We start from the raw sequence: 25,464 nt of genomic DNA, 5'->3' as shown, positions 1-25,464 counted from the left end.
GTCGGGCCGTGTAGGGCCGGTTGAAGCATCGGTGGATGACGGCGTCTGGGACGTGAGGGTCTTTGTGTCGCAAGCCGCCAGCGATACGCCGATAACCACAACCGCCGACGCACATACGATGGCTCGCAACATCTGGTTTCCCGTCTCGTGGATGCCACTAGGTGGCAATGGCGGTGGCGGATTTCGGCAAGTCAGCAGCCAGGATAGCTAGGCGGAGACGAGCCGAGGAAGTCATCGGACCCGCTCACAACCCCCGAGAGCTACTCGACGGTGCTGTACCCGGGGGGCCCGGCTGACGCCCTGTTCTCAAGGAACGTCGTCAGTTGTTTGTCAGAGGGCGCGCAGCGATCCGACGGCCACGCCCGCGACTGCCAGCAGCACCAGGTAGATGGTTGTCTCCTTGGCGATCCCGTATCGAACCCGGCACATGATCGCCAAGACGACGCTGACGCCGATCCAGCCGAGCCCGACGTACCCGAAGCCTTGCCCGACATGCAGGGCGAATGGGTCTGCGATGGAGGGCATTTCGAGACGACCGTATTCGTCACGCACCCGCCGGTGGCTGTCGGCGAACCGTTGGCACAGGTGCGCCATGACCGAAAAGCTGATGCTGATCCACACGGCGATGTCAGCGACCCACCACGCCACACGTCGCACCGCCACGTGGTGATCGTCCCTCCCCGAATCCTCGCTATCACCCACGAGGTACGCGATCGGCAGTTCGCTGAAGCAGAACTACCCCCTTCGAGCTGCCTCCGAACTCACAGGTCAGCACATCGACCACCACTTCTGGCGGGCCGTGAGGGCACGCTGGCAACCCCAATCAGTCCGGTTCTCGTCGTGCATGGGAACAGTGAGCACCCCATCGGCCATGTTGGGCACCCCCGCCCGCCAGTACTCCAACGTCTCGGCCTGCAACGTGATCGTTGTACTCGCGCACGGACCCCACTTGTTGTTCAGATCCGCGACGAATTCTTTTGCAGCAGCTGAGCTTTTGAATGTCGACACTTGCTGCATCACGATGCTCTTGTCGTTCGAAAGCACCTCGTTGCGGGTCTGCAAGAACCCTGACCCGTCGTAGGTGTCACGCAGCCCCGGTGTGTTGATCCCGCCACAGATGGGTGGCCCACTGGAGCTGGAGCTGAGCACGGGGTAATCCCACGTGCTCCGCCGCTCACCCACACCCATCAGTGAAGAGATGTCCGCGGGACTGAGCAACGTCCGCCGCGCCGCTTCGAAACTGACCGGCTTGTCAGCCACCGGTGCCGATGTCTGCGGCGACGTCGAGGCAGGGTGCGCCGCCGACGAACTCGCCATACTCGACGCTGTCGGCTTCTTGGACTCAATCGCTGAGCTAGTGCTCCCACCGGAACGCAGCAACACCACCGCGACGGCTACGAGCACCACGGCCACGGCGCCGCCGGCCATCAACCACACGCCGACCCGAGCCCGACGCCGCGGCGGCAGCTGCGCTGCCCAGCCATAGCCCGCAACGTTGTCGTGCCCAACCCCCACCGGCGGCCAGCCAGAGGCGCCCGCCGGCCCGGAGAATCGGTCCGCTTGCCCACCGCCAGGCGGCAGCTGCGAACCGTGACCACCCCAACCCTGGCCCTGGCCCGGGCCCGTCATCGCCCTGCCTCACCCTGGTCGATCGGCGAACACAACACAGAAGTTCCCGTCGTCACAAACACCGACCTCCAACTGGCCCAATCCAGACCAACGCGACGCCGCCAACTAGTGCAACACCAACTCATTCCAGCGGCAGCGGCGCATCGGTTCAGCCCGCGGCCTTGCAGGCAAAGTTGACAGAACGCATCAGGCTCAGGCCAGCACCGACCAGACTGTCGTCGTTAGACGTGTAGGACGACATCGCATGTGCGTAGGCAGTGATGTACTGGGCACCCAATGCAGTGAAATCAGCCATCACCGGGTTACCGCTGTCGCCGCCCAGGCCGGCAAGCTTGTGGGCAAGCTCGACGAGGATGTCGGCCGCCTGATCACTGAGCTGACGTTGGTTCGAATCCCATCCGCTGGCATCAAGCTTGTAGTCGATCTTCTGCCAATCCTTGACCACCGGATCGTCGTAGTACGCGGCGAGGGCGGCGCTGTAGTCACTGCACTGATCGGATCCACTGCCCAGAAACGGTTGCGGTGCATTGGAAGTAACCGGAGCGAAGCCCTTGGGTGCGATAGCCGGATCGGCCAGAAACGATCGCGCCTGAGCCGACTTGTACTGAATCGCGTTGCACATCCTCACGAGTGCCTTTTGGCCCTCGGTGCCCGCTGCCCGATACGCATCGTCGGACCCGACATACGTCGGAATCTTGTCGATCCAGGCTTGCCAGTAGGCCATGGTCTGATCGTAAAGCTCACGCCGCACCCGGTGAGGCGTCAGCTTGGCCAACGGGCCCATCTGGGCGATTGCCGCCGCGGTAGCCCGTTTGGCCTCATCGTTAATGCGGCGCTCCTCCGGCGACCAGAGCGACGCCGGCACACTGTGATCCAAGTCCTCAAAGCCAGATGCCTTGACCGCATCGTAGAAATTCTTGAAGATCGGGGTCTGCGCGTCACAGCTGACGTCCTCGACCACGATCGTCGCCGGGTTCTTGTCCCCGGCACTAGCGACATCGCTGGGCGCCGCAGACACCGTATCGGAACCGCCAGGCGATGACCCCTTGCCCTTCAACACCGCGATGGCCACGATCGCCCCGGCCAGCACCACAACCACCACCACTGCGATCACAACCCACTTCACCCACGACTTCGGCGATGGCGCGGGAGGAAGGTTGAAGGGAGGCAACGACTGCGGCCCCGGCGGCATCGCCCACTGCTCCGGCGCCTGCGCCCCACCCCAAGGCTGTTGGGCTCCACCACCGGGACGTTGCGTGCCCTCGTGCCACTGCGGCGACCCACCAGCAGAACCCGAGGGCGGCGGCGGGTTCCACGGCGAACCGCCCGGTCCAGGCTGATAGCTCATGTCGGGCCTTCCTCCCACAACGGACCGCCACTGGGCATCCGCCCTCACAGCCTAAGTGGTTCCGACACACCCGAAACGCACCAGTTTTGGGGCTTATTCGACGAGGAAGCACATCGCACGACCCAGTCCGACACGAGGCCAGCCCCCCGGGGGGGGCAGCTCCCCCCATCGATCGACGCGACCAGCAATAGGCCTGCGCCCTATCCCTATCAGGAAAGACGACCGACAACCACAGCACGACGCGGGTTGCCGCCCGATCCCCACGGCGACACGTCAAACCACTAGATTTCCTTGGACAGTGCTCGTCGGCAGCAAGGAGAGCCCTCGGCTTCTGCGATTGTGTTATGTCCGTGTCCGTGTCCGAGTCGAAGGTGTGCCGATGAGTTTGCCCCCACCAGATCCATTCGGATCCGCGCCCGCCGGTGCCGGCGCGCCACAACCATGGCAGCAACCACCGACCGGCCCGGCGGGTCCACCGCCCAGTGGGTGGGGTCCTCAACAGCAGTGGGCCGGCGGCCCGCCACCGTCGAGCGGTGGCGGGAAAGCCAAGTGGCTCCTCGGCGGACTCGCCGCGGTGCTGGCGATCGTCGTGGCCGTCGTCATCACCGTGCTCATCGTCAAACCCGACAGCGGCAGCAACGGCCCGTCGAACGCTGGCGGAGCCGACTCACCATCGGAATTCGCCAGCGCCAACGACACTGGGCCCGTCAACATCATCACCGAGGACCCGACCTGTGCAGCCTGGGGCCGGGTGTATCAGGACTACGTCTCGGCGACCAGGACATCAGGCTGGGCCAAACGGGATAAGTCGGCACCAGCGACGGCGTGGACACCTGAGCAGCGCACGATGTATGAGACCGTGGGGAAGGCTCGTACGCGTACTGCGGATCAAGCCGCGTCCTTGACCAAGCAGACACCTCATAGGGTGATGCGTGAACTGTATTCGCAGTTTGTTGCCTACTCACGTCTTGCTGTGGCTTCGATCCCAACGTATGTCAGCGCCGACAACATCCTTTCGGGATCAACAGATTCGGCGGCATCTGCGCTGGCGAACATCTGCTCAGCAATTCACGTGAACGTAGCGCAGACACTCGCTCCGCTTGTTGCCGTTCCTGGCCCACCGTCGGAAGTACTGTCTCCCGACAACACCACAGCCGCAGAACCGTTCCTTGCAGCGGGCAATCCCAACTGTGCAGACTGGGGCCCCCTCCTGGCGATGTTTGACGATACGACAGCACCATGGCGGACCGTCGACGCAAAAATCCCCGCCAGCGACTGGACTCCTGAACAACGAGTCATCATTGATAGTTCAGCCACCGTGATGTCGACGAATGCAGAAGACATGGAGCGCCTGGGCAGAGCTAGCGGGAATCCGACATTCGAAGATATTGCCGTCTTGGCGACGCAATACCGTCGGGCATATGTCCTCGCGCTTCCCAACTATCGACCTGTAGACAACTATCTATCCCAGTCTGCTGTCTATCTATCAGCAACTATCACGTGGAGCTGCAAGGCCACGTCGTGATGACCGGTAGAGTCCGCCAGTTCCGCGATTTGCGCGACGAACTGGTCTTCGCGATCAAGGCTCCGAGGCTCGGGACCCACAGCAGACGAGCGCAGCCAAAGAAACCGCTGGAAGATCTGCAAGAAATCCCTGGAACCGATCAACTCCCGGTAGCCGTGATCCGCGGAAACGCACCACACACAGAGAGCGGTTCTACGAACTGCAACTCAAAGGCCGCGAACTCAACTGAGTTCGCGGCCTTTGTGTTTGGGAGCGTCTTGCGATTGGGCGCGCATGCGGAGGCCCGATAGGGACTCCTTGCCTCTGAATTCGAGCGGGTGCTCCGGGGGCATTGCTGAACGCCTTCCGCTGGTGTTCGCATGACTGGCGGCATGGGCGCTCGGTCGTAGCCCGCGCCGGGAGGCCGCCGATTCACACAGTCGAGTCGAGGGGCGTGAGTATCAACGTCAAAGGCCACAGGTTCACGGTTGAGCAGGCGGACAACCTCCAGGGGCCGACAATCAGACGTTGTCACCTTGGTCCCGGTCAAATTGCGACCAATGAGGTTGTGGTGCGCGGAATGGGTGTGGAGGGCAGGGCTGTGGTGCGGCATTTTGGCGTCCTCAGCTGGTGATCGGCAGGGTTAGGGTTGTGCGGGCTGTCGAGAGCACCAAAGAAGTCGAGAGCACCAAAGAACTGGAGGGGTCCTTTGCGCTGTCCGGTATGCGGCGGCGCAGCGGCCGACCCGATTACGGTGCGTCGCCGGCGTGATCAAGGGTGTGGCTGGCCAATGACGCGTGGAAGGCCAGCGGGAGACCCGATGCATCCGTTCGACATAGTCCCGTTTGCCGGGTGGGGTGATTTTCCGGGCCAGGTGGCAGTTCTGGCGATGCGTCGGCGTCATGCGGGCCGAGCGACACCTTCCCGCAGGGAAATTGGCCAGGAACCAGGAGAAGGCATCGAAGCGCCTGCCGCCGAAGCCCTTTCGCGAATACCGGGCGGGCGACGTGGGCACGCAGCTCGAGCTCGTTGACAACAAGATATGGAGGACGAATGAATCCTGGTGGAAACGACCCATTCCAGGGCGGCGGCTGGCCTGGCAATCAGCCGGCCCCGTCGCAGTCACCCTGGGTCCCTGCGGGCCCGCCGCAGGGATCGGCCCCGTCGCCATATCCGCCGCCTCAGATGCCCGGTGGGCAATGGCAGGCCGGGCAACCCGGTCCGTGGAACGCACCGCCGATGATGAACCCGCCGTACGGCCAGCCGCCCAATAACAACAAAGGGCCGTGGATCATCGGGGGCGTGGTTGCCGGCGCGGTCGTCTTGGTGCTGGCGATCGTCCTTGTCGCAGTCAATCTGGGTGGCAGCGATGAGTCGGGCGATGGTCCGGTCGCGACCGGCACCACTAGCGCACGTCCGTCGGGGTCTACCCAGACGACGTCGAAGAGTCCGGCGACCAGCTCGGCAACGGCAGCACTGCCCGGCGCTGACGGCACCGTGGAGGCGTCGGAGCTGGAGGGTGTGCTGTTGTCTGCCAGTGAGATCGAGAAGAAACTGTACATTTCGGGCGTGACGGCCGGGCCGGTCGAGACGTCACTGTCCACCGATCCCGTCACACCCCCGAACTGCGCGGGCGTGTGGGCTCCGGGTGCCCAATCGACCTATGCCGATTCCGGCTACACGGGCGTGGCAATCCAGACCGCGCAGGGCGGGAAGGGACTCCACTTGGTTCAGGCCGCGGTGTTGTTCCCTGACGAGGCGGCGGCAAAGGCGGCGTTCCAGAAGCAGGCCTCCGACTGGACGGCGTGTCGATTCAAGACACTCAACGCCACCTACAACGGCCTGGGCACCGACACGGTGAAAACCACCGGCAACGGTGAGGACAAGGCCAAAGAGTTCCTGAACATGTCGATTCTCACCGACACCAGCGGGGCCGCCAATGCGATCACCTGTAGTCGCGGGGTGTCCCGACGGGCCAACGTAGTTGTCGATGTGCGGGGATGCAGCAGTGACAACGTGACGGCCGGCCTTTCGGTCGCCCGTGAGATCGGCACGAAGATCAACGGTAAAAGCTGAGCGGCAGTCGCGACGCGGTGTTCTGATCAGCCGATCGACCAGGCCCGCCTCCGGTGGGTCGGTATGGCCCTGCTCCAGCGAGAACATGACGGTGGAGCAGGGCATCCGTCGGCCGTCACCACCACTGACTTGCCTTCAAGCGGTTCCGCGCACCTACTTGCGCGCCAACAGTTCCAGCAGATAGTCGCCGTACCCGGACTTGGGCAGTTCTTTGGCGCGCGCGGCGAGTTGGGCGTCGTCGATGTAGCCCTCCCGCCACGCGATCTCCTCGGGCACACCGATTTTGAGACCCTGGCGGCGTTCGATGGTGCGGACGTAATCACTGGCATCCAACAACGAGTCGAAGGTGCCGGTGTCCAGCCAGGCGGTGCCGCGGGCCAGTACCTCGACGGACAGCCGGCCCTGGCTCAGGTAGGTCTGATTGATCCCGGTGATCTCGTATTCGCCGCGGGCCGATTTGCGCAGCGACCGGGCGATCTCGATGACGTCGTTGTCGTAGAAGTACAGCCCGGGCACCGCGTATTGGGATTTGGGGACGACCGGCTTCTCCTCCAGCGACAACGCTGACCCGTCCGAGTCGAACTCGACGACGCCATAGGCGGTCGGGTTCGCCACCCAGTACGCGAATATCGCTCCGCCGCTGACATTTTGGAACCGTCGCAGGCTCGTTCCCAGACCGGGGCCGTAGAAGACGTTGTCGCCGAGCACAAGTGCCACGGAATCGGTGCCGATGTGCTCGGCACCGATGATGAATGCCTGAGCCAGGCCTTCGGGCTGTTGTTGGACTGCGTACGTCAGGTTCACCCCGAAGGCGGAGCCGTCACCCAGAAGCCGCTGGAATGCTGGGGCATCGACCGGTGTGGTGATCACCAGGATGTCGCGAATGCCGGCCATGATCAGCGTGGACAGCGGGTAGTAGATGAGCGGCTTGTCGTAAACCGGCAGCAGCTGCTTGCTGACGCCCGTCGTGATCGGATGAAGTCGTGTGCCGGAACCGCCGGCCAGGATGATTCCGCGCACGCTCGCCTACACCCCGACGGGGGTTACTCGCTCGTCATGGCCCAACACGCCCGTCACCATAGCGTGCCCGTCAGCGCGGGTTCGACGAATTGAGCTGCCTCACCGCAGGACATACGACGTCATCGACAACGACCCGTAGGTGTAGCCGGTGACCAGCGTGTCTACCGACCGGCCGGAATCTGCTGCGGCACCGGCAAGCCCGGCGAAGTACAGCATCGGGATGAAGTGGTCCGGGGTGGGAACGGCGGCCGCGTAGTCCGGATGGGCCTCGAGATTGAGGACGTCGGCGGGGGAGTGGGTGAGTTGTTCCCGTGCGGCGTCGTCGAACCGCCTGGCCCAGGCGAAGCCGTCCTCGGGTCGGGTGGGGTCCATGCCGGCGAGGTTGTGCACGATGTTGCCGCTGCCCACGATCAGCACGCCGCGCTCACGTAGCGGCGCCAGCTTCGCACCGAGCTGCAGGTGGTATTCGGCCGGCTCGTTGGCGTTGATCGCCAGTTGCACAACAGGTATGGACGCGTCGGGGAAGGCGTGTACCAGCACCGACCAGGTGCCGTGGTCGATGCCCCAGCTGTCCACATCGGCACCCACCCAGGTCGGCTTCACCACGTCGCTGACCTCCTCGGCCAGCTCCGGCAACCCCGGCGCCGGGTACTGGACCTCGAACAGCTCACGCGGGAATCCGTAGAAGTCGTGGATGGTGCGCGGACGCGCCATCGCTGTCACCGCGGTCGCGTTGATGTACCAGTGGGCACTGATCACCAGGATCGCCCGCGGCCTCGGCACGGTCTGCCCGAAACCGCGCCAGGCCGCCGTGAAGCCATTGGACTCGATCGCATTCATCGGGCTGCCATGGCCGATGAACGCCGCGGGCATCAGTCCGGTCACGCCAGTCATGTCAGGTTCTCCCAATGATCCACGCAGATCAGCTCCTCGACCGGGCGTCGTCGCACCGGCCCGTGGGAACCGCGCGGCCAGCCCACCACGACGTGGCCGGCCAGCATCCAGTCCTCGGGCACCCCGACCGCCTCGCGTAGCAGTTGTTCACCGCCGTAGGAGGCCCAACTGGTCAGGCACGCGCCCAGCCCCTGGGCCCGCGCCGCGAGCAGGAAGTTCTGCATGGCCGGAAAGATCGATCCGCCGAGCAGCAGTTCCGAGGCGGTGGGGAAGCGCTGCTGGGTGAACAGCACCGAGGTGAACTCGCCTGCCCGGTCGTGCAATTCGTAGGTGGCCCGATTGGTCCTGGCGCGCCGGCTGGTGTCGTCCCCGGCCGGTCGGGTCATGCCGTAGACGGGTTCGATGACGGCCAGGGCCTGCGCCGCCGCTTTGGCGACGACTGCTCGCTGCTCGGCCGAGCGCAGTACGACGAACCGCCAGGCCTGGGCGTTCGCTCCCGACGGCGCCCACACCGCGGCCTGCAGGCAGCGGGTCAGCGTCGCGTCGTCGACCGGTTCCCCGGTGAACCGTCGGATGGTCCGCGCTGTCGACATCACTTCCCACACGTCCGCGCTGGCCGACGAGCTGGCAGAAGACATGTGCCGAACCTATGCCTCGGAGCACAACCGCATCGCATCGGCCCGGCTCACCATGTGGCGGTGACCAGGCGGCTGCTGCGGTAGCGTTTCTGGGTGTGCAGGCCAGTGTGGGCCTGCACCTCAGGAGTTCGCGCTGTTCGAGCTGCCGGAGCACGTGACGCGTAGCGCTCATGTCCGGCGGGGATTTGGTGTTCTGATGCCCGATCTGTATCCCGTCGACGATCCCGACGACGCGGATCCCCGGCTGGCGCCGTTGCTGGCCTGGCGTCAGCAACTGGTCGATTCCGGCGCGGTCGCAGCTCGCAGTTTCAAGGAAGCCCATCTGCGGCTCGTGCTCCGGTCCGGTCGCACCGACGTTGAGCAGATCCGCGAGATGTTGCCCGGATCGGTCGCCGAGCACGCCGAAGAGATGGCCCGCTTGCTCGCCGAGCTCGAAACCCGGGCCCCGGACAGCCCGCCGCAGCAGGCGCCGACCGCAGCGGGCGACGTGCACCCGATTGCGTTCCGCCACGGCGAGTCCCGCCCCGGGGTCGTCGAATTGAGTTGGCCGGACTATCAGGCCAACGGGGGAGTGGTGCTGTACCGGGTGGTCAGCGCCGAGGACCGGGCGCCCCGATCATCGGAGAACGCCGACCTCGTCGCCGCGACTCCGTTGTCGGCAGCCAGCGACGACCGGCCGTTGACCGGGCCGGTGCGCTACTACCAGGTCTGGGTCATCACCGGGACGTCGCGCGCGGATGCCCTCAGCACCCGGCCGGTGCTGCATGCCGGCGGGGTGCTGGTCGCCCAGCCGGGTGATGTATCCATCCGCGAGGACGGCGGCCTGGTGATCGGGAAGTGGACGGCACCGCCCGGGGCGAGCTCCGTACACGTGTACCGCATCCCACACGATGAGGCCGACGTGCCCGCGATCGACGAGTCGCGCTACCGGATTCTGGCCGAAGGCGAGCACCGGACCGGGTTCGTCGATTCGGGTGCGGCCCGGGGTATGCGCTATCGCTACCGGGTGCGGAGCGCGGTCGACCTCGACGGGGCCGTGCAGCTGTCCGAGCCGGTTGACGCCGACATCGACGTGTCGGCGGTGCTTGCCGCGGTCACCGACATCTCGGTGGACACCGCATTCGACGGTGAGTCGTTCGACGTGTCCTGGGCGTCGCCTGGAGCAGAGGTGGCCATCTATCTCAGCCAGACCGGTCCGAGCGCCGGTGGTGTCTCCACCGAACTTCCCGAGAACGCCCTCGAGCAGGTGGGGCTGGCCGCGGACCTGAGGCTGCGGCAGCCGGTGGTCAATCAGGCGCAACCCGATGGCAGCAATCTCACGCTGATGACCGGGGTGCCCTGGCCGCAGGGGTGGAGCCGGGCCTATGTCACGCCGGTGACGATCCTGGCCGGGCGGGCCGTGCTGGGCCGCACTGTGTCGGCGGTGCACACCGGAACCATCCGTGATGTCGAACTCGTCGAGTACTGCAACAAGCAGGTGCTGACGTTCGAATGGCCGGCCGGCGCGGCCGGCGTGGTGGCGACCCTGGCACCCAAGGGACATGACGCCCGGGCCGGCCTGACCGGCAGGTCCTTCGAGATCTCACTGGAGGACTACGAAAAGTACGGCGGCATGCACCTGACCGGTGAGCTTCCGGTGGGCGGATGTTCACTGCACCTGGCGCCGGTGGCGTTCTCCGGCGGGCGACGGGTCACCGGACCGGTAGCCAGCATCGAGTACGCGGGCATGTTGAGGCTGCAGTACGCGGTGCGGATCGGGCGCGACGCAGGCGGCTATCCCACCACGGCGACCGTCGCGGTGCGTTCGGAATATGAAGTGCCGGGCTCGCCGGCCTTCGTTCTGGTCAACAATCCGCAGCGGATGCCGTTGAGCGTGCACGACGGTCAGCCCGTCGACGTCGCTCCCCTGGACGCGCAGGGACAGTTGGCGGATCACCCGTCCAAGCACCTGCGCTGGACGGCGGCAACGGCGTCGGGCGCCGGCGAACTGTGGGCCGCCAACGTCAGTGGCCTGCACGGCTGGATCCGGCTGTTTCTGAATATCACCGACCCGCTCCAGCTGCGCACCGTCGCACTGTTGGACCCGCCGGCGCAGACGTTGCAGCTCACCGCGACGGTGTTATGACGTCGCGCTACGGCCAGCTTGCCTACACATCGTTCGATGCCGTCGGGACTGTCGGTGGCTGGCAGCTCAAGGAAACCAGCGGTGGGCTCACGCCGGCGGAGACGCAGGCATTGATGGCCGGCGTACACACGGTCTTCCGACCGGTGGGGCAGACACCTGATTTCCCCACCCCCGAGCAGCTCGAGCAGGGTCCGCGCCGGCTGGCGTACCGGCATGTCCCTGACGGCGCCGGCTACTGGCACACCTTCCCGGCCGGGTCGGACAGCACGGGCCGGCCGGGCAACGTGTTCGCCCACGCGCTGTTGGATCGCGCGCCGGACACCCACCCGCGCTGCCGCGCCATCCAGCGGTGGCGGTCACCGCACTGGCTCCAGCCCTACGGCGCCGCCGCGGTGGCCCGTGCCGAACTCCCCGGGGACCTGCCGGAGCTGGGCGACGCGGTGACCAAGGACAGTGTGGTCGCGTTCGCGCTGGATACCACCACTTGGCGGCTGGCAACGCTGTTCGCGCTCCTGGATGCGGTGGCTGCCGCGCTGAGGGGTGGGCCGCCGGTGGTGCTGGGCGTGCAGTCGCCGGACGCGGCGGCACAGTGGATCGGTCTGGTGAGTTTCCTGATGTCGCCGGGAACCGCTGCGAGGCTGAGCTTTTCCACGTTCGATCGCGCCGAACAGGTTGCGCTGCACGGCGGTCAGGTGCTGAGTGCGGTGCCGATCGAGGACCTTCCCGCGGTCGAACCGGGCCTGGTGCTGATCAGCGAATCCGAGACTGTGTCGCTGGGTGAGCTCGGCGGCGATCCGCACCGCACTGCGGGCGGGCACCGGATCGAGGTGACCCGGTGGTCGGTGATGGCGCAGGTGGTGCTGCTCGACGTAGCCTCGGCTCGCGGGGTTCTCGATGACATCGACACGTTGTCCAGCCAGGTACGCGATGACGGGCTGCATCCGGCCTGGCCGATCGCGATGGCGGTGGCCGGACACCCGGAATTCGCCGACGCGCAGGCCGAGGCCCACGAGGTGATCGCCGCGTATTCTCCGGCGGGTGCCCTGGTCGGGTCCGAGGCGGCCCACGTCATCGCCGATGTGCTCTCGGCCGTGGTGGGTGTCACCACAGCCGACGCCTGGCGGGCCCGGCACGAGTTGCCGGACGGGGCCGGGGCGACGTACGCCGACGCCATTTTCTTCGCCCGGGCCATCGTCGACGATGCGTGGATGACCCAAGACGGACCAATCTCGTTGGGGCCGAGAACGTTTCACGGGAAACCAACACCTTCGTCGCTGCGGGTGGCCATCGGGCCGGCCCTGGACCGCGGCCGGCAGCAGGGCGCCCACCGGTTGCTGAGGATCGTTGACCTGCTGTTGAGGGCGGGGGTCGTCGATGACCGGCTGCAGGCGGCGTTGGCCGACGATGTGGTGCCCGGCCTGGCCGATCCGGGGGTGCGGGGGTTGATCGGGGCCGCCGATCGGCTGTCGTTGGGCGCGTGGTTGCTGCACGAGGGCGACACCGACGGCAGCGCCATCGGTGACGACCTCCTGGACTGGCTCGCCGAGGCCGGCCCGGTGCCCGAGGCCGCCGAACTCGCCCGCGCCCAGCCCTGGGATTCGGTGTGGATCCGCGCTGCGCTGCGGGGGCTGCGGTCGCGCCGTCGCGGGCCGCGGCACCCGGGTGATGCCGGTGCGCAGTTGTGGTGGCTGCGGACGACGGAGCCGGAGAATTTCGAGGCCGCCGCGACGGCCTCGGTCTGGAACCCGTCGGATCTGCTGCTGGCCGTCGGTCCCGAACCGCTGCCGGGCCGGGCTGCGGTGCGCACGCTCGTGGGTGCCGCGGATTCGGCCGCGCTGCGGCAGTTGGCCGGCAAGGTGATCGACGACAACGATGACGGCGACGGTGTGGTGGTCGCCTGTGCGGCGGTCCGCCACATCGAGCCGCGCGACTGGCTGCAGCAGCGCTACCTGCACACCCACCAGAGCTCCTATGCGCCGCTGTGGGATCAGGTGCTGGCCGATGTGGAACCGGAGTCGGTCCACCCGGATTTCTCGGTACGGCTACTGGCGTTCGCGCTGTTGGGCGTACTCGCCGGGCAGCCCTACCCGCCGGCCTGCAACGCGTTGGCAGCCGAAACCGGTTGCGGCACACAAGCGGTGGATCGGGTACTACCGTTGGTCGACGGCGGTCTGTTGGCGCCGGTGACGGTGGTGGCGATCAGTCTGTTGCGCACCGCGGCAGCCGAGTCCGCTGCCTACGTCCTCGATCCGGTGGATCAGCTCGCGGGCATGCTGGCCGGGAAGCTGGCTGCCACCATGGGGGGCGCGGACGCCGAGTCCGTGGTGGTGTTGATGGCGCAGTTGTCGGGTGATTCTTCTGAGGGGACGATGCGCGGGTACCGAAAGATGGTGAACAGGCTGCTGACGCGGCGCAGTGAGAATCCGTCGCTGGCGGAGCGACTGAGGGGGAGCCGGGGCTGACATGAGTAAGTGCCCGCGTTGCTTCACCCCGTTGAGTCCCAACAACCATCTGTGGACGCTGCCTCCCCAGGCCGGCGGTACCCGGTACCGCGACGACGTCGCCTCGGCCTATGTGGGTGCACCTGCCGATTGCGGTCCGCTGTACACCTGGACCCGAAGCCCGGGCTACAACGGTCCGCCGCCGCCCACGTCGGAGGCCAACCGGGCGTTGCAGGGCGCCGCGGTGGAGATCTGTCCGGTCTGCCACTTCACCCTCCCCGAGGGTTTTCGGGAGGGCCACGCCATCTGCATCGCGCTGGCCGGCGCGCGGGCGACGGGCAAGAGCCTCTACATCGCCGTGCTGATCAAGCAGTTGGAATTGCTCTGCGAGCGGTTCGGTGTGGTGTTGGAAGCGGTAACCCGGGCCACCGCTCAGAACTACGCCACCAACTACGAGGGGCCGCTGTATGTGCAGCGGGGCCTGTTGCCTCCCACCCCGACGGTGCACACCCAGGCCCCGAATCAGCGTGAGCCCCTGGTGTTCTCGATCGGTGTCTGGCACGGGGTGCGCCGGTTCCTGGTACTGCGCGATGTGGCGGGAGAGGACCTGGAGAACGGTGACCTGCGCGCGCCGCCCTTCCAGTTCTTCGGCCACGCCGATGCGGTGTTCTTCATGTTCGACCCGCTGCGGGTGAAGGCCATCCGCGATCAGTTGCAGGATCTGCTGCCGCCCCAGCCGTTCAGCGGTGGGGAGCCGCGTTCGGTCCTGGGAAATCTGCTGTTGGCGGTCAACCCGGGTCAGCCCAAGCTGGCGGTGATCCTGTCCAAGTTCGACGTGCTGCGGGCGCTGCGCGACGTGCAGGGTTCGGAATGGGCGCTGGTCATGTCCAACGGGGGAGCGGCCTTCCTGCGGGACACCTCCGACGGGAAGCAGTACGACGACGTCGACGGTCATCTGCTCGACCAGGAGGTGCGCAGCCTGCTGGTCCGCCTCCACGGCGGCTCGATCGTGGCGGCCGTGGAGAACCCGTCCGCGGGTGCACGGCTGGCCAGCCGGTACTTCGCGGTATCGGCGCTCGGGCATCCGCCGACTGGAAACCGGTTGCACGCCAGGGGTATTGCCCCGTTCCGCTGCGTGGATCCGGTGCGCTGGGTGACCTCACAGTTCGGCGTGCTGTAGCCGGCCGGCTCCGTTACCGACCGCGTTCGCGGGTGGCTGTGCGGCCGTGGCTATGGTGGGCTGACCGATCAGAGAGGTGACAGGTGGGCAAGAACGAGCGCACGAAGATCGTCATGAGTGACGACGAGATCGCCGAATTCATCGAACGCAGCCGGACTGCGACGATGGCCACGGTGCTGCCCAGCGGCCGACCTCACCTGGTCGCCATGTGGTACGCGGTGCTCGACGGCGAGATCTGGTTCGAGACAAAAGCCAAGTCGCAGAAGGCGGTCAACCTGCGTCGCGACCCCACGATCACGGTGATGATCGAGGACGGCGACACCTACAACACCCTGCGCGGAGTGTCGATCGACGGCACCGCCGAGATCGTCGACGATCCGGAAACCATTCTGCGCGTGGGCATCAGCGTGTGGGAGCGCTACACCGGCCCCTACACGGAGGAGATGCGCCCGTTCGTGGACCAGATGATGAACAACCGCATCGCGGTGCGCGTGGTGCCCAGCCGGCTGCGCAGCTGGGACCACCGCAAGCTCGGGCTACCCGAGATGCCGGTGGGCGGCAGCACTTCGGAGTATTTGAACGCGAGTACCTGAATTCCTAGCCTGCCGGGCGCTGCCGGGGCTTGAGTCGTCCATTCGGCAAGGGCGGTGCGGGTAGCCGAGCGACGTTGCCGCTGTAGCCCTCCACATCGCCGAAGCGTGCATCGTTGGCCTGCCAGAGTTCGCGGTAGGTCGCGATGTCGTCGTGGCTGCGGCCGACGAAGTTCCACCACATCACCAGGTCCTCGGTGAACGGTGGCCCGCCGAGCAGGAGCGCCCGGGCCGGGCCGACGCCGCGGTTGACCAACTGCAGCTGCGTGCGCCCCGGGGCCTGATAGCCCAGATCGGCGACCGCCAACGTGGTGCCGCACACCTCGACCGCACCTTGATCGAGCAGCACGCCGTGTTCGAAGGCCGGATCGACGTCGAGCGTCAACTCCGCACCCGGCTCGAGGTCGACCTGCGCGCCGAGCAACGGCGTGAAGGTGTGCACCGGCGATTGCGACTGGGCCAGCTCGCCGAGGAACACCCGGATGGTGGCGCTGTCGACGGTCCGCGGCGGCGGTGCGTAGTGCGCGAAGTCGCGGCCGGAGTCGCGGGCGGCATCGGGCAGGGCCACCCACAGCTGCACGCCGTGCAGGATCGGGGCCTCGGGCATCGAGACCTCCGAGTGGCAGATCCCGGCGCCGGCCGTCATCAGGTTGAGCTCGCCCGGCCGGACCATGGCGTGGACCCCGGCGCTGTCACGGTGTTCGATGAGGCCTTCGAAAAGCCAACTCACCGTTTGCAATCCAGTATGGGGATGGGGCGGCACGTCCATGCCTCTGCTGGTTCGGACGTCGTGCGGACCGTAGTGGTCGGCGAAACACCAGGCACCGATCATGGACCGGTCCCGTTGCGGCAGGGTGCGCCGGACCAGGATCGCGCGTGGTCCGCCCAGCGGCACCTCGCGCGGGTGCAGCACCCCGGTGAACTCCGAGTTGGCGCACGTGACTTCGGCAGGCGCCGTATCGGTATTGCTCATGAACCTCACGGTAACCGCGTTCGGCTGAACCGGTGCGCGGTTAGCATGACCGGCATGACCGGGGGAATGACTGCCGAAGACCTTCGCAGCACCGAATTTTCGAAGCCGCCGCTGGGCAAGCGGGGTTACGACAAGAAGTCGGTCGACGATTTTCTGGCGTTGGTCGCCCGCAGGCTAGACGGGCGCGGGCACCTGGGACCCGATGATGTCCGCAACATCGTGTTCCCGAAGCCGCCGATGTTTCAGCGCGGCTACGACGAAGACGAAGTGGACAGCCTGCTCGACGCGGTAGTCGTCACGCTCGAGCGGTAGTCGAAGAAGAAGTTGGGGACGGTGCCGTCACTGCGCCTCGCGGCGAGTGGTCGCTCGAAGCGACTTTTCTGGTGTGGGGCCCGGGGCAATGCCCGGCACCGTCCGCGGGTGTAACGACACACCCCGGGCCCCTATTCCTCCCCCAGTGGAAACTCGCCCTTGCCCTGCCGTCCCCTCGAATCGGCAGGGAGAGAGCCAGATAAAAGATCTGGTGAAAACCGTGTTGCGTGAGCCGGATCAGGCGGCTTCGGGGAAGACCAGGCCGAGCTTGCGCACCGGGTAGCCGTTGCGTTCGGCCAGCGATCGCAGCTGCTTGAGCGCGAAGCTGCGGCCGCGGCCCGCCTCGGGAACCATGATTCCGGCCCAAACTCCTTCGGCGCGGGGCAGTTCGCAGGCCTCGCGGGCGCACAGCCAGCGCCGCGGGCATTCCCGGCAGATGGCCTTGGCCTGGTCGTCAGGGGTGGAGGTCCACCGCTCCGGGTTGCTGGTGCAGACGCCGAGCGGGATGCCGTTGGCCATGAGTGCGTTCATGCTGCTGCTCCTGTTAGGGCTCCTGTTGCGGTGTGTACCGCGTTGAGGGGAACGCTATAGGAACAACCGTAGCGATGCAACAGTTTGGTTCAAACCGCAGCGGTGCAACGCTACGGAAATTTGCATTGGTAACGATGCGGGACCACCAGGGGAAAGTCGTTATGGATCTAAACACGCACGTCAGACCGCACGTAGGTACTTCGATGTACCCGTAGCAGGGCTGCGGTTTGTCCGGACGAGAAGCCGTAGCGTCGGGGTTGTTTGCTACGGATGAGAAAAACCCAAGGTGTAGCGGTGCTGCAGTCTGGGGTTAGGATTGAGAGGTCCCGGCAACCGCTTCGGCACTCGCGCTGAAGCTGAGCACATCGGCGAGGAAACAGCCCCGTATGACCGACGCTGAGTACGATCTCGCCACTGGTGAGTTCGATGTCGGACTTATCCGCGCTGGTGCCGCAGCCGCAGCCAGGCGCCGCGAACTGGACATCAGCCAGCGCAGCCTTGCCGCCGACGGAATCATCAACGCCGGAGCGCTCATCGCGTTCGAGAAGGGCCGCAGCTGGCCCCGCGAGCGCACCCGCCTCAAGCTCGAAGAGGTGCTGCGCTGGCCGCCGGGCACGATCGCCCGGTTGCGACAGGGCGGGCCGGCACCCGATCCGACCATGCCCGCTCCGGCACACATAGAGCCGCCCACCGTGGTCACCGCGATACCGTCCGCCGTGCCATTGACGACGACACCGCCGGCCAGCGACGAGGTACCGCTGATCGCCCAGGCGGTCCTCACCGCGGTGAACACCCTCGAGTCGACGATCGCCACCTTGCCCGCCGTCGGGGAACCGGAGTTCACGCCGCGGGTCACGTCGGTCCTGGCTGACCTACGTCAGCTCGAGGCGGTGGCTGCCCGCGCGGCGCGGCTCAGCATGGTGACCCCGGCGCTGATCAAGGCGCTCAGTGCGGTGCGTCGCCAGATCGATGAGCTGACCACCCTCGCCGCCACCGCGCCCGGCGCCACGCTCGGGCAGCGCCTGTATGCCGCCCGTCGGCAGGCGAATCTGACGATCAGTGAAACCGCAACGGCCGCCGGTGTTTCCGAGGACATCGTGGCGCGCGCCGAGGCGGAATACCCCGTCGACGCACCCGCCGTCCACGCCCTCGAGGCGCTGATCGGCGCGATGCGCTGATCAGGCCCGGCTAGCGGTCCCGGCGCTCGTCATGCGTCGGGAAGTGCTCGGCCAGTGCCGCGGCGATCTCCAGGAACCGGCGCCGGGTCGGGGTCGACATCTCCCGCGGGTCGACGACGCCACCGGGCCGCAGATGCCCGTCGAACGGCACCTCGATCACCCGCTGGCCCTGACCCGAGAACTGTCCGGCCAGAATCGTCCGGGTGCGTTTGTCGGCGTGGCCGTCGGAGTCGTTGAGCACCACGACGGTCCGCTGCAGCAGGTCCGTCATCTCGTGGGCGGCCAGCCAGTCCAGCGTCTGCCCGGCGGTGGCGGCCCCGTCGACCCACGGCGAGGACACCACGATCAAGCCGTCGAGATCCCGCAGGACCTCCTGGGTCACCGGCGAATCCATGGTTGAGCTGCAGTCCACCACCGAGATGGAGAAGTGCCGGTCGAGCCGGGTGGTGGCCTCGCGGTAGATGGCCGCGTCGAGCACCCGGCGGCGGGCCGGGGTGCCCTCGCCCGCGAGGACGAACAGCCCTGCGGCGTTGGTGCCGACCCGGCTGCGCACGTCGGCGAACGAGTCCAGGTGTTTGTCGTTGGCCAGCTCCCAGTACGAGCTCTGGGCCTGGGGGTCGACGCGGCTGCCGAGCTTGCCGAATGACGTGTCGGCATCGATGGCCACCACGCGATCGTCCTGACGCAACTGGGCGAAGATCGATCCGACGCTGGCCGAGACGGTGGTCTTACCGACCCCGCCCTTGCCCATCACCCCGACCTTGTAGTGGCCGCGCAGGAGGCCCTTGATCTTGGTCTCCAACTCGGTCATCCGAAGGTCTTCCGGCGACGGGCCGGGATTGATCAGCCCGAAACTGGCCCGGTACACGAACAATCGCCAACCGCTGCCCGGTGGCTGACGCTTCGGCGGAACCAGGTCATTGACCCGGATGCGGTCGGCGTATGAGCCGGTCGGCAGGGGCGGTACGCCGGGTGCGGCCGCACCCGGATCCGGTGCGAATCCGCCTTCGGCGGGCCAGGGCTGACCGGGTGGTGGTCCGTACGGCCGCTGCGGCGGACCTCCCGGGCCGGGCGGACGCTGCGACGGAAGCTGCCAGCCGGGCGGGCCCTGCTCCCATGCATCCGGCCGGTGTTCGGGATGGCCCATGTTCGGTGGTGCCTGGTTGGGCGGCGCCTGATGGGAATCGTGCGGAGGTTGCGGTGGTGCGGGCGGGGGAGGCGGCGGAGGTGGCGGCGCCTGTTGCTGCGGCGGGGCCGACGGTGCGGGAGGCGACTCCCGGAACGTGTTGCGGGCGCGCTCGGCGTCGCGGTCGACGGGTACGACTTGCGATGGGCCGGAATCGTCGGAGTCGGAACTGGCCGGTGGCTTCGACGGCATGAAATCCACCGGGGGCCGCCCAGGTATCGATGGCGGCGGTTCTGGTGGCTTGCGACGGGTCGGCCTGGTGTCGGGTTCGAAGTGTGATTCCTCCGGCCCCGTCCAGCCGAGCTCTCTACGCAAGGTGTCGTCGGGGTCGGGCACGCCTGAATCTCCTCCGGAACTCACAAAAGGGAACTTTGACCGTGCTCAAGTATCGACTACAACTCGTCCGGCTTGCAGGATCCGCCCGTAATCCGGCGGAACTGACGTCGCAGCAAATTTGGATGGCAAATCCCGAAGCGGGTCGCGGAAGCGGTGGGCGGTGCCCCCGGCGGCACCCCGGAGTGCCCTTGCGCCGGCGCCCCGGGGTGGCCGCACGGGCGTGAGGCCCACCCTCTCGGATGCTCCCGGAAAAACGACCGTTCAACTGCAATAGGTGGTGGTCGAGGCGAGTTTTGGGACTGCCTTCTCGATGCCGTTGCAAGCGCGAAATTGGTGCGCTGACCGGGTCGAATGCGCTGGTAATCTCTGTTCCGGCGAAGGGGATTCGGGGTATGGGACTGCTGGGGGATATTGCCGATTTCGGCAAAGGCGTGATCGAGAACAATCGGAAGTGGACCGAGCGTGCCGCCAAGGTCGGAGAGTTCATCGTCCGCAACACCGTCGGCGCCGAACTCGAGCAGGTTGCCAAGTTCGGCGGCCAGATGACCGACCTCAGCCAGAAGGCCGCCAACTTCCTCGCATCGCAGATCGGCCGGCGTCTGATCAGAGCCGCCCGGTCGCCGATCCTCGTCGCCGGTCAGCAGACCATCGAGTCGATGAAGCACAGCACCGGTGTCGGCGATCCGGAGAACGGGCAACGTTTCGGGGAGGGGGCCGACAAGATGGGCGCGGTCGGGCAGGTGCTCGTGTCGGCCTTCCCCGATGACAGCTGGGACAGCGGCGGGGCCAGTGCCTACGCGGGCCGCAACACCGAACAGGTCGGCCGGGTCCAGACGATGCTCGGATTGGACCACATGGTGGCCGGGGTGCTGTCGACCGAAGCCGGCCAGATAGCGGCCACCCGCGACCGTCTCGACGGACACTCCGACTGGCTGGGCGCGATGAGCCTGCTCACCACGAGCGCGGGAATTGTTCCGGGTTTCGGGACGGCGGCCCAGATGGCGGCCGAGTTCGCGATGGTGGCCAAAGCCGTCGGCGACTCCAACAACGATCTCAGAACTCTGCGTGGCCACATCGATGAGAACGCCGCCGTATTGCAGACCGCGGCGGTGCAGTACGAGAGCCTGGCCGGCGGCGCCACTCCCACCGGCGCGGAGTTCGAGCCGCCGGTCGCCGACCCCCAGGTGCCCACCGCACCGGAAGATCCCGGGGCCACGGACCCGGGCCGTCCCACGGGCGCCGACGATGCTCCGTCGGGCAGCGATGTTCCGTCGGGAGGTGGTGTTCCCTCGGGCGGCGGTGGCAGTGTCCCGTCGACCAGCGGTTCGGGAGGTACTCCGTCGGGCTCCTCGTCGGCACCTGCGATGCCCACTGGCATGTCAGGTACGGGTACCCCGTCGTCCGATGCGGCCACAAATGCGGCCGGCGCCCTCGGCGGGATCCTGGGTTCACTGGTGAGCCCGCTCAGCGGAATGCTCGGCGGGATCACCCAGGCTGCCGGACAGGCCGCGCAGGCGGCCACCCAGGCCGGGACCCAGGCTGCGCAGATGGCGAGCCAGGCGGCCGGGCAGGCGGGCGGCCCCGCTGCCGACGCCGCCCAGCTCGACAAGGCGTCGGGCAGCGCCGGGGTCGACGCCGACAACCGAGACGGTGAGGACGACGAGGACCGGGACGGCCGCGACGACGACGCCGAGGACGACAAGGCCGAGGACGACGAGAAGGACGAGCACGACAAGGACGGCGAGGACGGCGAGGACCAGGTGGGCGAGCCCGAAGCGGGCGAGGCCGATGGACTGCCTGCCACGGATTCTGCGGGTGCGCCGGCTGATCCGTTGGGCGCCGGCACGGATGACGAGGCCGCCAAGACACTGCCTCCAGACCTGGAAGCCACGGCCGCCGGTGGCGCCGCGGCGGGTCCGGCTCCGGTGCATGTCGGGGCGGATTTCGAGCAGGGCCAGCTGCATGTGGCAGCGGCGGCTACATTAGATCGCGGTGTACCCGGATCTGCGGCCGTGATCGACAGGTAAGAATTCGGGGACAGGGATCGAGGGGAATTTTCATGGCGGGTGATTTGCGGGTTGCCACCGCGCATTTGCATGAGTTATCGGCCAAACAGGGCCAGGCTGCGACCAACCTGACCGTGGCTACCGGCGTGGTCGAAGGTGTCGACACCGCGGTGCGCCTGACGCATGGGCCGATTTCGTCGTCGACGGCCTCAGCCGTCGCGGCCGCGCTCAACGCGCGTCGAGCTGCGGGAACGTGTATGGCCAGTGTGTCGCGGGACCTCGGGGCGAAGCTCTCCCGTGCGGCCAGCGGGTACGACCGGACGGATTCGACGATGTCCGGCGCCGTCCGTGGAACCGTTCGGTAGAGGCGGAGCGGACTGATGAGTACTCCGTATGGCGCCGACGCGAATGCTCAGGCGATCGACGATGTCGTCGGGGCCGAGCTGACCATCGACGGGATCCTGGTGGTCGCCGACAAGCTGGGGCTGACCGATTTCCCGCCCTCGATGGGAATCCGGTTGAACATTCCACAGCCCGATCTGCGCAACATCGTGTGGGAACAGGTGACCCGTGATCTCACGGCCCAGGGCGTGCTGGATGTCTTCGGCAACCCCCACCCCGAGGTGGCGGCGATGCTCGACACCCTGAGCCGGCCCGAGCGCACGCTGGAGGGGCGTTGGTGGCGTCGCGACGTGGGCGGCAAGATGATCCGGTTCGTGGTGTGCCGCAAGGGCGGTCGGCATGTGGTCGCGGCCCGCGACAACGACATGCTGGTGCTGCAGCGGGTGGCCGCACAGGTGGGTCTGGCCGGCATGGTGATGACCGTGCTCGGCGAGGGCCAGCCGGCCAGCGTCGAGCCGTTGACCGGGGTCGCGGCGACACTCGCCAATTGCCGGACCGCCGACGAGCTGACCGGCTATGGGATCCCGCCGACCTCGGCCCGGGTCTACGCGAACATCATCTCCGAGCCCGAGAGCTGGGTGGAACTGGTGGTGTCCGAGCGCAATCCGGGCGGCACCGTCGCTCAGGTCGACGTGGCCGCGGGCGTGCTCGACTCGAAGCAGGGACGCATCGTGTCCATCCCACGCCGGGTGAACGGGGAGCTCTACGGCAGCTTCCTGACCGGGACCAAGGACAACCTGCAGCGGGCTCTGGACGGTTTGATCGAATTCCTGCCGTCGGGTTCGTGGTTCGACAAGTCTGATCCGGACAGTTCCTACGCGTACTGAAAGAGGCCTCCACGGTGGGTGAATTTCCGCCACATTCTCCGGACGACGATGACGACCATGACGACCTCTCGGCGTTGGATTTCTCGTACTCGGACGACGTTTCGAACGCAGCGGGCCTCGATGCGCTCGGGACCTACGACGACTTCGTGCCGGTCGACGATGCGGAATCCGGCGACGGGTTCTCGGAAGTGTCCGGTGTTGAGGACGACGAACTCACGGTGCCGCTGTTCACTGTCACCAATCCGCCCGAAACCGTCACGGTGACGGCATTCATGGATGGCCGGGTGCATCAGATCGAGCTGGCGCCGAAAGCCACCAACCTGACCGAACGGGATCTCGCCGAGGAGATCCTGGTGATCGCGGGCCTGGCTGCTCAACAGGCCAAGTCCGCCCAGTACTCGTTCATGCTCGCGGGAATGCGTGAGCATGGACACGACGACGCGGCGACCCGCGACTTCCTGACCCGTGACCTGGATCTACTCAGCCCGGAGCAAGCTGATGATGCTCGGGCCCAGGTCTTTTCGACCCGCTATGGAGGCGACGATGGCTGACCACCTTGCTGGAATGTTCGGTAGCGCGGTCGGCATGCTGTCCGGCTCGCCGGCCCGCTCACTCGAGATATTCACCGAGATAACCAATTACGACGAAACCGCCTGTGACGCGTGGGTCGGGCGGATCCGGTGCGGTGACGCCGACCGGGTGACGTTGTTCCGGGCCTGGTATTCGCGCTCGAACTTCGGTCAGTTGGCCGGCTCGGCCGAGATCTCGATGAACGGTGTCGGTGCGCGGGTGCCGATCGGCGGAATCTACGGGAAGGATATTTCCTACCCGATCAACTCGCCGCTGGCGATCACCATGGGCTTCGCCGTGCAGGAGGCGGCCGAGGGCAACTACGCCGACGCGATGGAGGCCTTGGAAGACGCCCCCGCCGGCGGGTCCGACCATCTGGTGTCCTGGGTCAAGGCGGTGATTTACGCTGCGGCGCAACGCTGGACCGATGTGATCGACCAGGTGCGGGGCGCCGACCAGTGGCCGGACAAATTCCTCGCCGCGGCGGCCGGCGTGGCGCACGGTGTGGCGGCGGCCAACCTCGGACTGTTCACCGAGGCCGACCGCAGGCTCACCGAGGCCAATGACACACCAGCCGGTCAGGCATGCGCACCGGCCATCGCCTGGTACCTGGCGATGGCCCGGCGTTACCAGGGCAACGAGGAATCCGCCCAGGTTCTCCTGGAATGGTTGCAGGCGAACTTCCCTGAGCCCAAAGTCACTGCGGCACTGCGTGATCCGGCTTACCGGCTGGAGACCACGACCGCTGAGAAGATCGCTGCCCGCACCGATCCGTGGGATCCGTCCAGCGTGGTGGCCGATACCTCGGGGCGGGAGAAGCTGCTGGCCGAGGCTCAGGCCGAACTGGACAAGCAGATCGGCCTGAGCCGGGTCAAGGAGCAGATCGAGGCCTACCGGGCGGCGACGCAGATGGCGCGGATCCGTGCTGCGCGCGGCATGAAGGTGGCCCAGACCTCCAAGCACATGATCTTCGCGGGTCCGCCTGGTACGGGTAAGACGACGATCGCGCGTGTGGTGGCCAACATCCTGGCCGGCCTCGGGGTGATCGCCGAGCCGAAGCTGATCGAAACCTCGCGTAAGGATTTCGTCGCGGAGTACGAAGGCCAGTCGGCGGTGAAGACGGCCAAGGCGATCGATCGCGCCCTGGGTGGCGTGCTCTTCATCGACGAGGCTTACACCCTGGTGCAGGAGCGTGACGGCCGTGCCGACCCGTTCGGTACCGAGGCGCTGGACACCCTGCTGGCCCGGATGGAGAACGACCGCGACCGTCTGGTGGTCATCATCGCCGGTTACAGCAATGACATCGACCGTTTGTTGGAGGCCAACGACGGTCTGCGTTCCCGGTTCGCCACCCGCATCGAGTTCGACTCGTACTCGCCCGACGACATCGTCGAGATCGCCAAAGTTATTGCCAAGGCCAACGATTCGTGGCTCGACGACGACGCCTGCAAGCGCGTCAACGAGGCGGCCTTGTTGTTGAGCCAGCGCACGCTCAACAACAAGCCCGCACTGGACATCGCCGGTAACGGTCGGTACGCGCGGCAGCTGGTGGAAGCCGGTGAGCAGAACCGCGACATGCGGCTGTCCCGGTCGTTGGACTTCGAGAGTCTGGGTGTCGAGCAGCTCAGTGAGGTCAACGGAGACGACATGTCGGCGGCGATCGCGGCGGTCCACAGCCGCCTGAATATCGGCGAATAG

Annotated in this window: 22 protein-coding genes; 13 read left to right on the top strand and 9 right to left on the bottom strand. The window is 66.8% G+C overall.

Features of this window, described 5'->3' with window-relative positions; genetic code table 11:
- Positions 1 to 330 precede the first annotated feature (330 nt).
- From AB0I14_RS13640 to AB0I14_RS13630, 3 genes are all read right to left on the bottom strand, one after another.
- Complete coding sequence (locus AB0I14_RS13640) at positions 331 to 663, bottom strand: hypothetical protein (RefSeq protein WP_358021728.1); 333 nt, start codon at positions 661 to 663, stop codon at positions 331 to 333.
- A 105-nt stretch (positions 664 to 768) separates the two neighbouring features.
- Complete coding sequence (locus AB0I14_RS13635) at positions 769 to 1,629, bottom strand: sensor domain-containing protein (protein WP_358021725.1); 861 nt, start codon at positions 1,627 to 1,629, stop codon at positions 769 to 771.
- Positions 1,630 to 1,777: 148 nt separating this feature from the next.
- Positions 1,778 to 2,821 carry a hypothetical protein gene (locus AB0I14_RS13630; protein WP_358021722.1) on the bottom strand — a complete coding sequence of 348 codons (1,044 nt, stop codon included), beginning with the start codon at positions 2,819 to 2,821 and terminating at the stop codon, positions 1,778 to 1,780.
- A 730-nt stretch (positions 2,822 to 3,551) separates the two neighbouring features.
- On the opposite strand from AB0I14_RS13630, the gene AB0I14_RS13625 reads away from it, so the two are divergent.
- The gene (locus AB0I14_RS13625; protein ID WP_358021719.1) at positions 3,552 to 4,502 is read left to right on the top strand and encodes a hypothetical protein; all 951 of its coding nucleotides are present in this window, start codon (positions 3,552 to 3,554) and stop codon (positions 4,500 to 4,502) included.
- A gap of 1,032 nt (positions 4,503 to 5,534) precedes the next feature.
- On the top strand, positions 5,535 to 6,557 hold the full coding sequence (locus tag AB0I14_RS13620) for a sensor domain-containing protein (protein WP_358021716.1): 1,023 nt from the start codon (positions 5,535 to 5,537) through the stop codon (positions 6,555 to 6,557).
- Positions 6,558 to 6,710: 153 nt separating this feature from the next.
- Here the strand turns inward: AB0I14_RS13620 and rfbA are convergent, their stop codons facing one another.
- The 3 genes from rfbA to AB0I14_RS13605 form a co-directional block, all read right to left on the bottom strand.
- Positions 6,711 to 7,577 carry a glucose-1-phosphate thymidylyltransferase RfbA gene (gene rfbA / locus AB0I14_RS13615; RefSeq protein WP_358021713.1) on the bottom strand — a complete coding sequence of 289 codons (867 nt, stop codon included), beginning with the start codon at positions 7,575 to 7,577 and terminating at the stop codon, positions 6,711 to 6,713.
- A 99-nt stretch (positions 7,578 to 7,676) separates the two neighbouring features.
- Positions 7,677 to 8,450, bottom strand: coding sequence for a 4,5-DOPA dioxygenase extradiol (ygiD, locus tag AB0I14_RS13610; RefSeq protein ID WP_358022806.1), 774 nt, complete (start codon positions 8,448 to 8,450; stop codon positions 7,677 to 7,679).
- A gap of 17 nt (positions 8,451 to 8,467) precedes the next feature.
- Entirely contained in the window at positions 8,468 to 9,109 is a 642-nt protein-coding gene (locus AB0I14_RS13605) for a nitroreductase family protein (protein ID WP_358021710.1), read from the bottom strand.
- A gap of 196 nt (positions 9,110 to 9,305) precedes the next feature.
- Between AB0I14_RS13605 and AB0I14_RS13600 the strand changes: the two genes are divergently transcribed.
- From AB0I14_RS13600 to AB0I14_RS13585, 4 genes are all read left to right on the top strand, one after another.
- Entirely contained in the window at positions 9,306 to 11,234 is a 1,929-nt protein-coding gene (locus tag AB0I14_RS13600; protein WP_358021707.1) for a hypothetical protein, read from the top strand.
- A complete protein-coding gene (locus AB0I14_RS13595; protein ID WP_358021704.1) occupies positions 11,231 to 13,696 on the top strand; it encodes a hypothetical protein in 2,466 nt (821 codons plus the stop codon). The genes AB0I14_RS13600 and AB0I14_RS13595 overlap by 4 nt, the downstream gene beginning before the upstream one ends.
- A gap of 1 nt (position 13,697) precedes the next feature.
- Positions 13,698 to 14,855 carry a hypothetical protein gene (locus AB0I14_RS13590; protein WP_358021701.1) on the top strand — a complete coding sequence of 386 codons (1,158 nt, stop codon included), beginning with the start codon at positions 13,698 to 13,700 and terminating at the stop codon, positions 14,853 to 14,855.
- Between the two features lie 83 nt (positions 14,856 to 14,938).
- Positions 14,939 to 15,448 (top strand): PPOX class F420-dependent oxidoreductase, encoded by a 510-nt coding sequence (locus AB0I14_RS13585; protein ID WP_358021698.1) that lies wholly within the window; start codon positions 14,939 to 14,941, stop codon positions 15,446 to 15,448.
- Between the two features lie 4 nt (positions 15,449 to 15,452).
- On the opposite strand, the gene AB0I14_RS13580 is transcribed toward AB0I14_RS13585, so the two are convergent.
- A complete protein-coding gene (locus AB0I14_RS13580) occupies positions 15,453 to 16,418 on the bottom strand; it encodes a pirin family protein (RefSeq protein WP_358021695.1) in 966 nt (321 codons plus the stop codon).
- A 45-nt stretch (positions 16,419 to 16,463) separates the two neighbouring features.
- On the opposite strand from AB0I14_RS13580, the gene AB0I14_RS13575 reads away from it, so the two are divergent.
- Positions 16,464 to 16,730 carry a DivIVA domain-containing protein gene (locus AB0I14_RS13575; protein WP_358021692.1) on the top strand — a complete coding sequence of 89 codons (267 nt, stop codon included), beginning with the start codon at positions 16,464 to 16,466 and terminating at the stop codon, positions 16,728 to 16,730.
- 237 nt (positions 16,731 to 16,967) lie between these two features.
- On the opposite strand, the gene AB0I14_RS13570 is transcribed toward AB0I14_RS13575, so the two are convergent.
- Positions 16,968 to 17,261, bottom strand: a complete 294-nt coding sequence (locus AB0I14_RS13570) for a WhiB family transcriptional regulator (protein ID WP_358021689.1) — start codon at positions 17,259 to 17,261, stop codon at positions 16,968 to 16,970.
- Positions 17,262 to 17,647: 386 nt separating this feature from the next.
- On the opposite strand from AB0I14_RS13570, the gene AB0I14_RS13565 reads away from it, so the two are divergent.
- A complete protein-coding gene (locus AB0I14_RS13565) occupies positions 17,648 to 18,439 on the top strand; it encodes a transcriptional regulator (protein WP_358021686.1) in 792 nt (263 codons plus the stop codon).
- Positions 18,440 to 18,449: 10 nt separating this feature from the next.
- On the opposite strand, the gene AB0I14_RS13560 is transcribed toward AB0I14_RS13565, so the two are convergent.
- Complete coding sequence (locus AB0I14_RS13560; RefSeq protein WP_358021683.1) at positions 18,450 to 19,961, bottom strand: MinD/ParA family protein; 1,512 nt, start codon at positions 19,959 to 19,961, stop codon at positions 18,450 to 18,452.
- A 392-nt stretch (positions 19,962 to 20,353) separates the two neighbouring features.
- Between AB0I14_RS13560 and AB0I14_RS13555 the strand changes: the two genes are divergently transcribed.
- From AB0I14_RS13555 to eccA, 5 genes are read left to right on the top strand one after another with little or no spacing between them, the layout of a single operon-like run.
- On the top strand, positions 20,354 to 21,988 hold the full coding sequence (locus AB0I14_RS13555) for an EspA/EspE family type VII secretion system effector (protein ID WP_358021680.1): 1,635 nt from the start codon (positions 20,354 to 20,356) through the stop codon (positions 21,986 to 21,988).
- 32 nt (positions 21,989 to 22,020) lie between these two features.
- The gene (locus tag AB0I14_RS13550) at positions 22,021 to 22,332 is read left to right on the top strand and encodes a type VII secretion target (RefSeq protein WP_358021677.1); all 312 of its coding nucleotides are present in this window, start codon (positions 22,021 to 22,023) and stop codon (positions 22,330 to 22,332) included.
- A 15-nt stretch (positions 22,333 to 22,347) separates the two neighbouring features.
- The gene (locus tag AB0I14_RS13545; protein WP_358021674.1) at positions 22,348 to 23,196 is read left to right on the top strand and encodes an ESX secretion-associated protein EspG; all 849 of its coding nucleotides are present in this window, start codon (positions 22,348 to 22,350) and stop codon (positions 23,194 to 23,196) included.
- A 14-nt stretch (positions 23,197 to 23,210) separates the two neighbouring features.
- Positions 23,211 to 23,747 carry a YbaB/EbfC family DNA-binding protein gene (locus AB0I14_RS13540; RefSeq protein WP_358021671.1) on the top strand — a complete coding sequence of 179 codons (537 nt, stop codon included), beginning with the start codon at positions 23,211 to 23,213 and terminating at the stop codon, positions 23,745 to 23,747.
- On the top strand, positions 23,740 to 25,464 hold the full coding sequence (eccA, locus tag AB0I14_RS13535; protein ID WP_358021669.1) for a type VII secretion AAA-ATPase EccA: 1,725 nt from the start codon (positions 23,740 to 23,742) through the stop codon (positions 25,462 to 25,464). Before AB0I14_RS13540 ends, eccA begins: the two co-directional genes overlap by 8 nt.

The organism is Mycobacterium sp. NPDC050441 (assembly GCF_040655355.1).
GTDB lineage: Bacteria > Actinomycetota > Actinomycetes > Mycobacteriales > Mycobacteriaceae > Mycobacterium.
The sequence above is the reverse complement of the archived record's forward strand: the minus strand, read 5'-3'. Positions and strand labels throughout refer to the sequence as shown.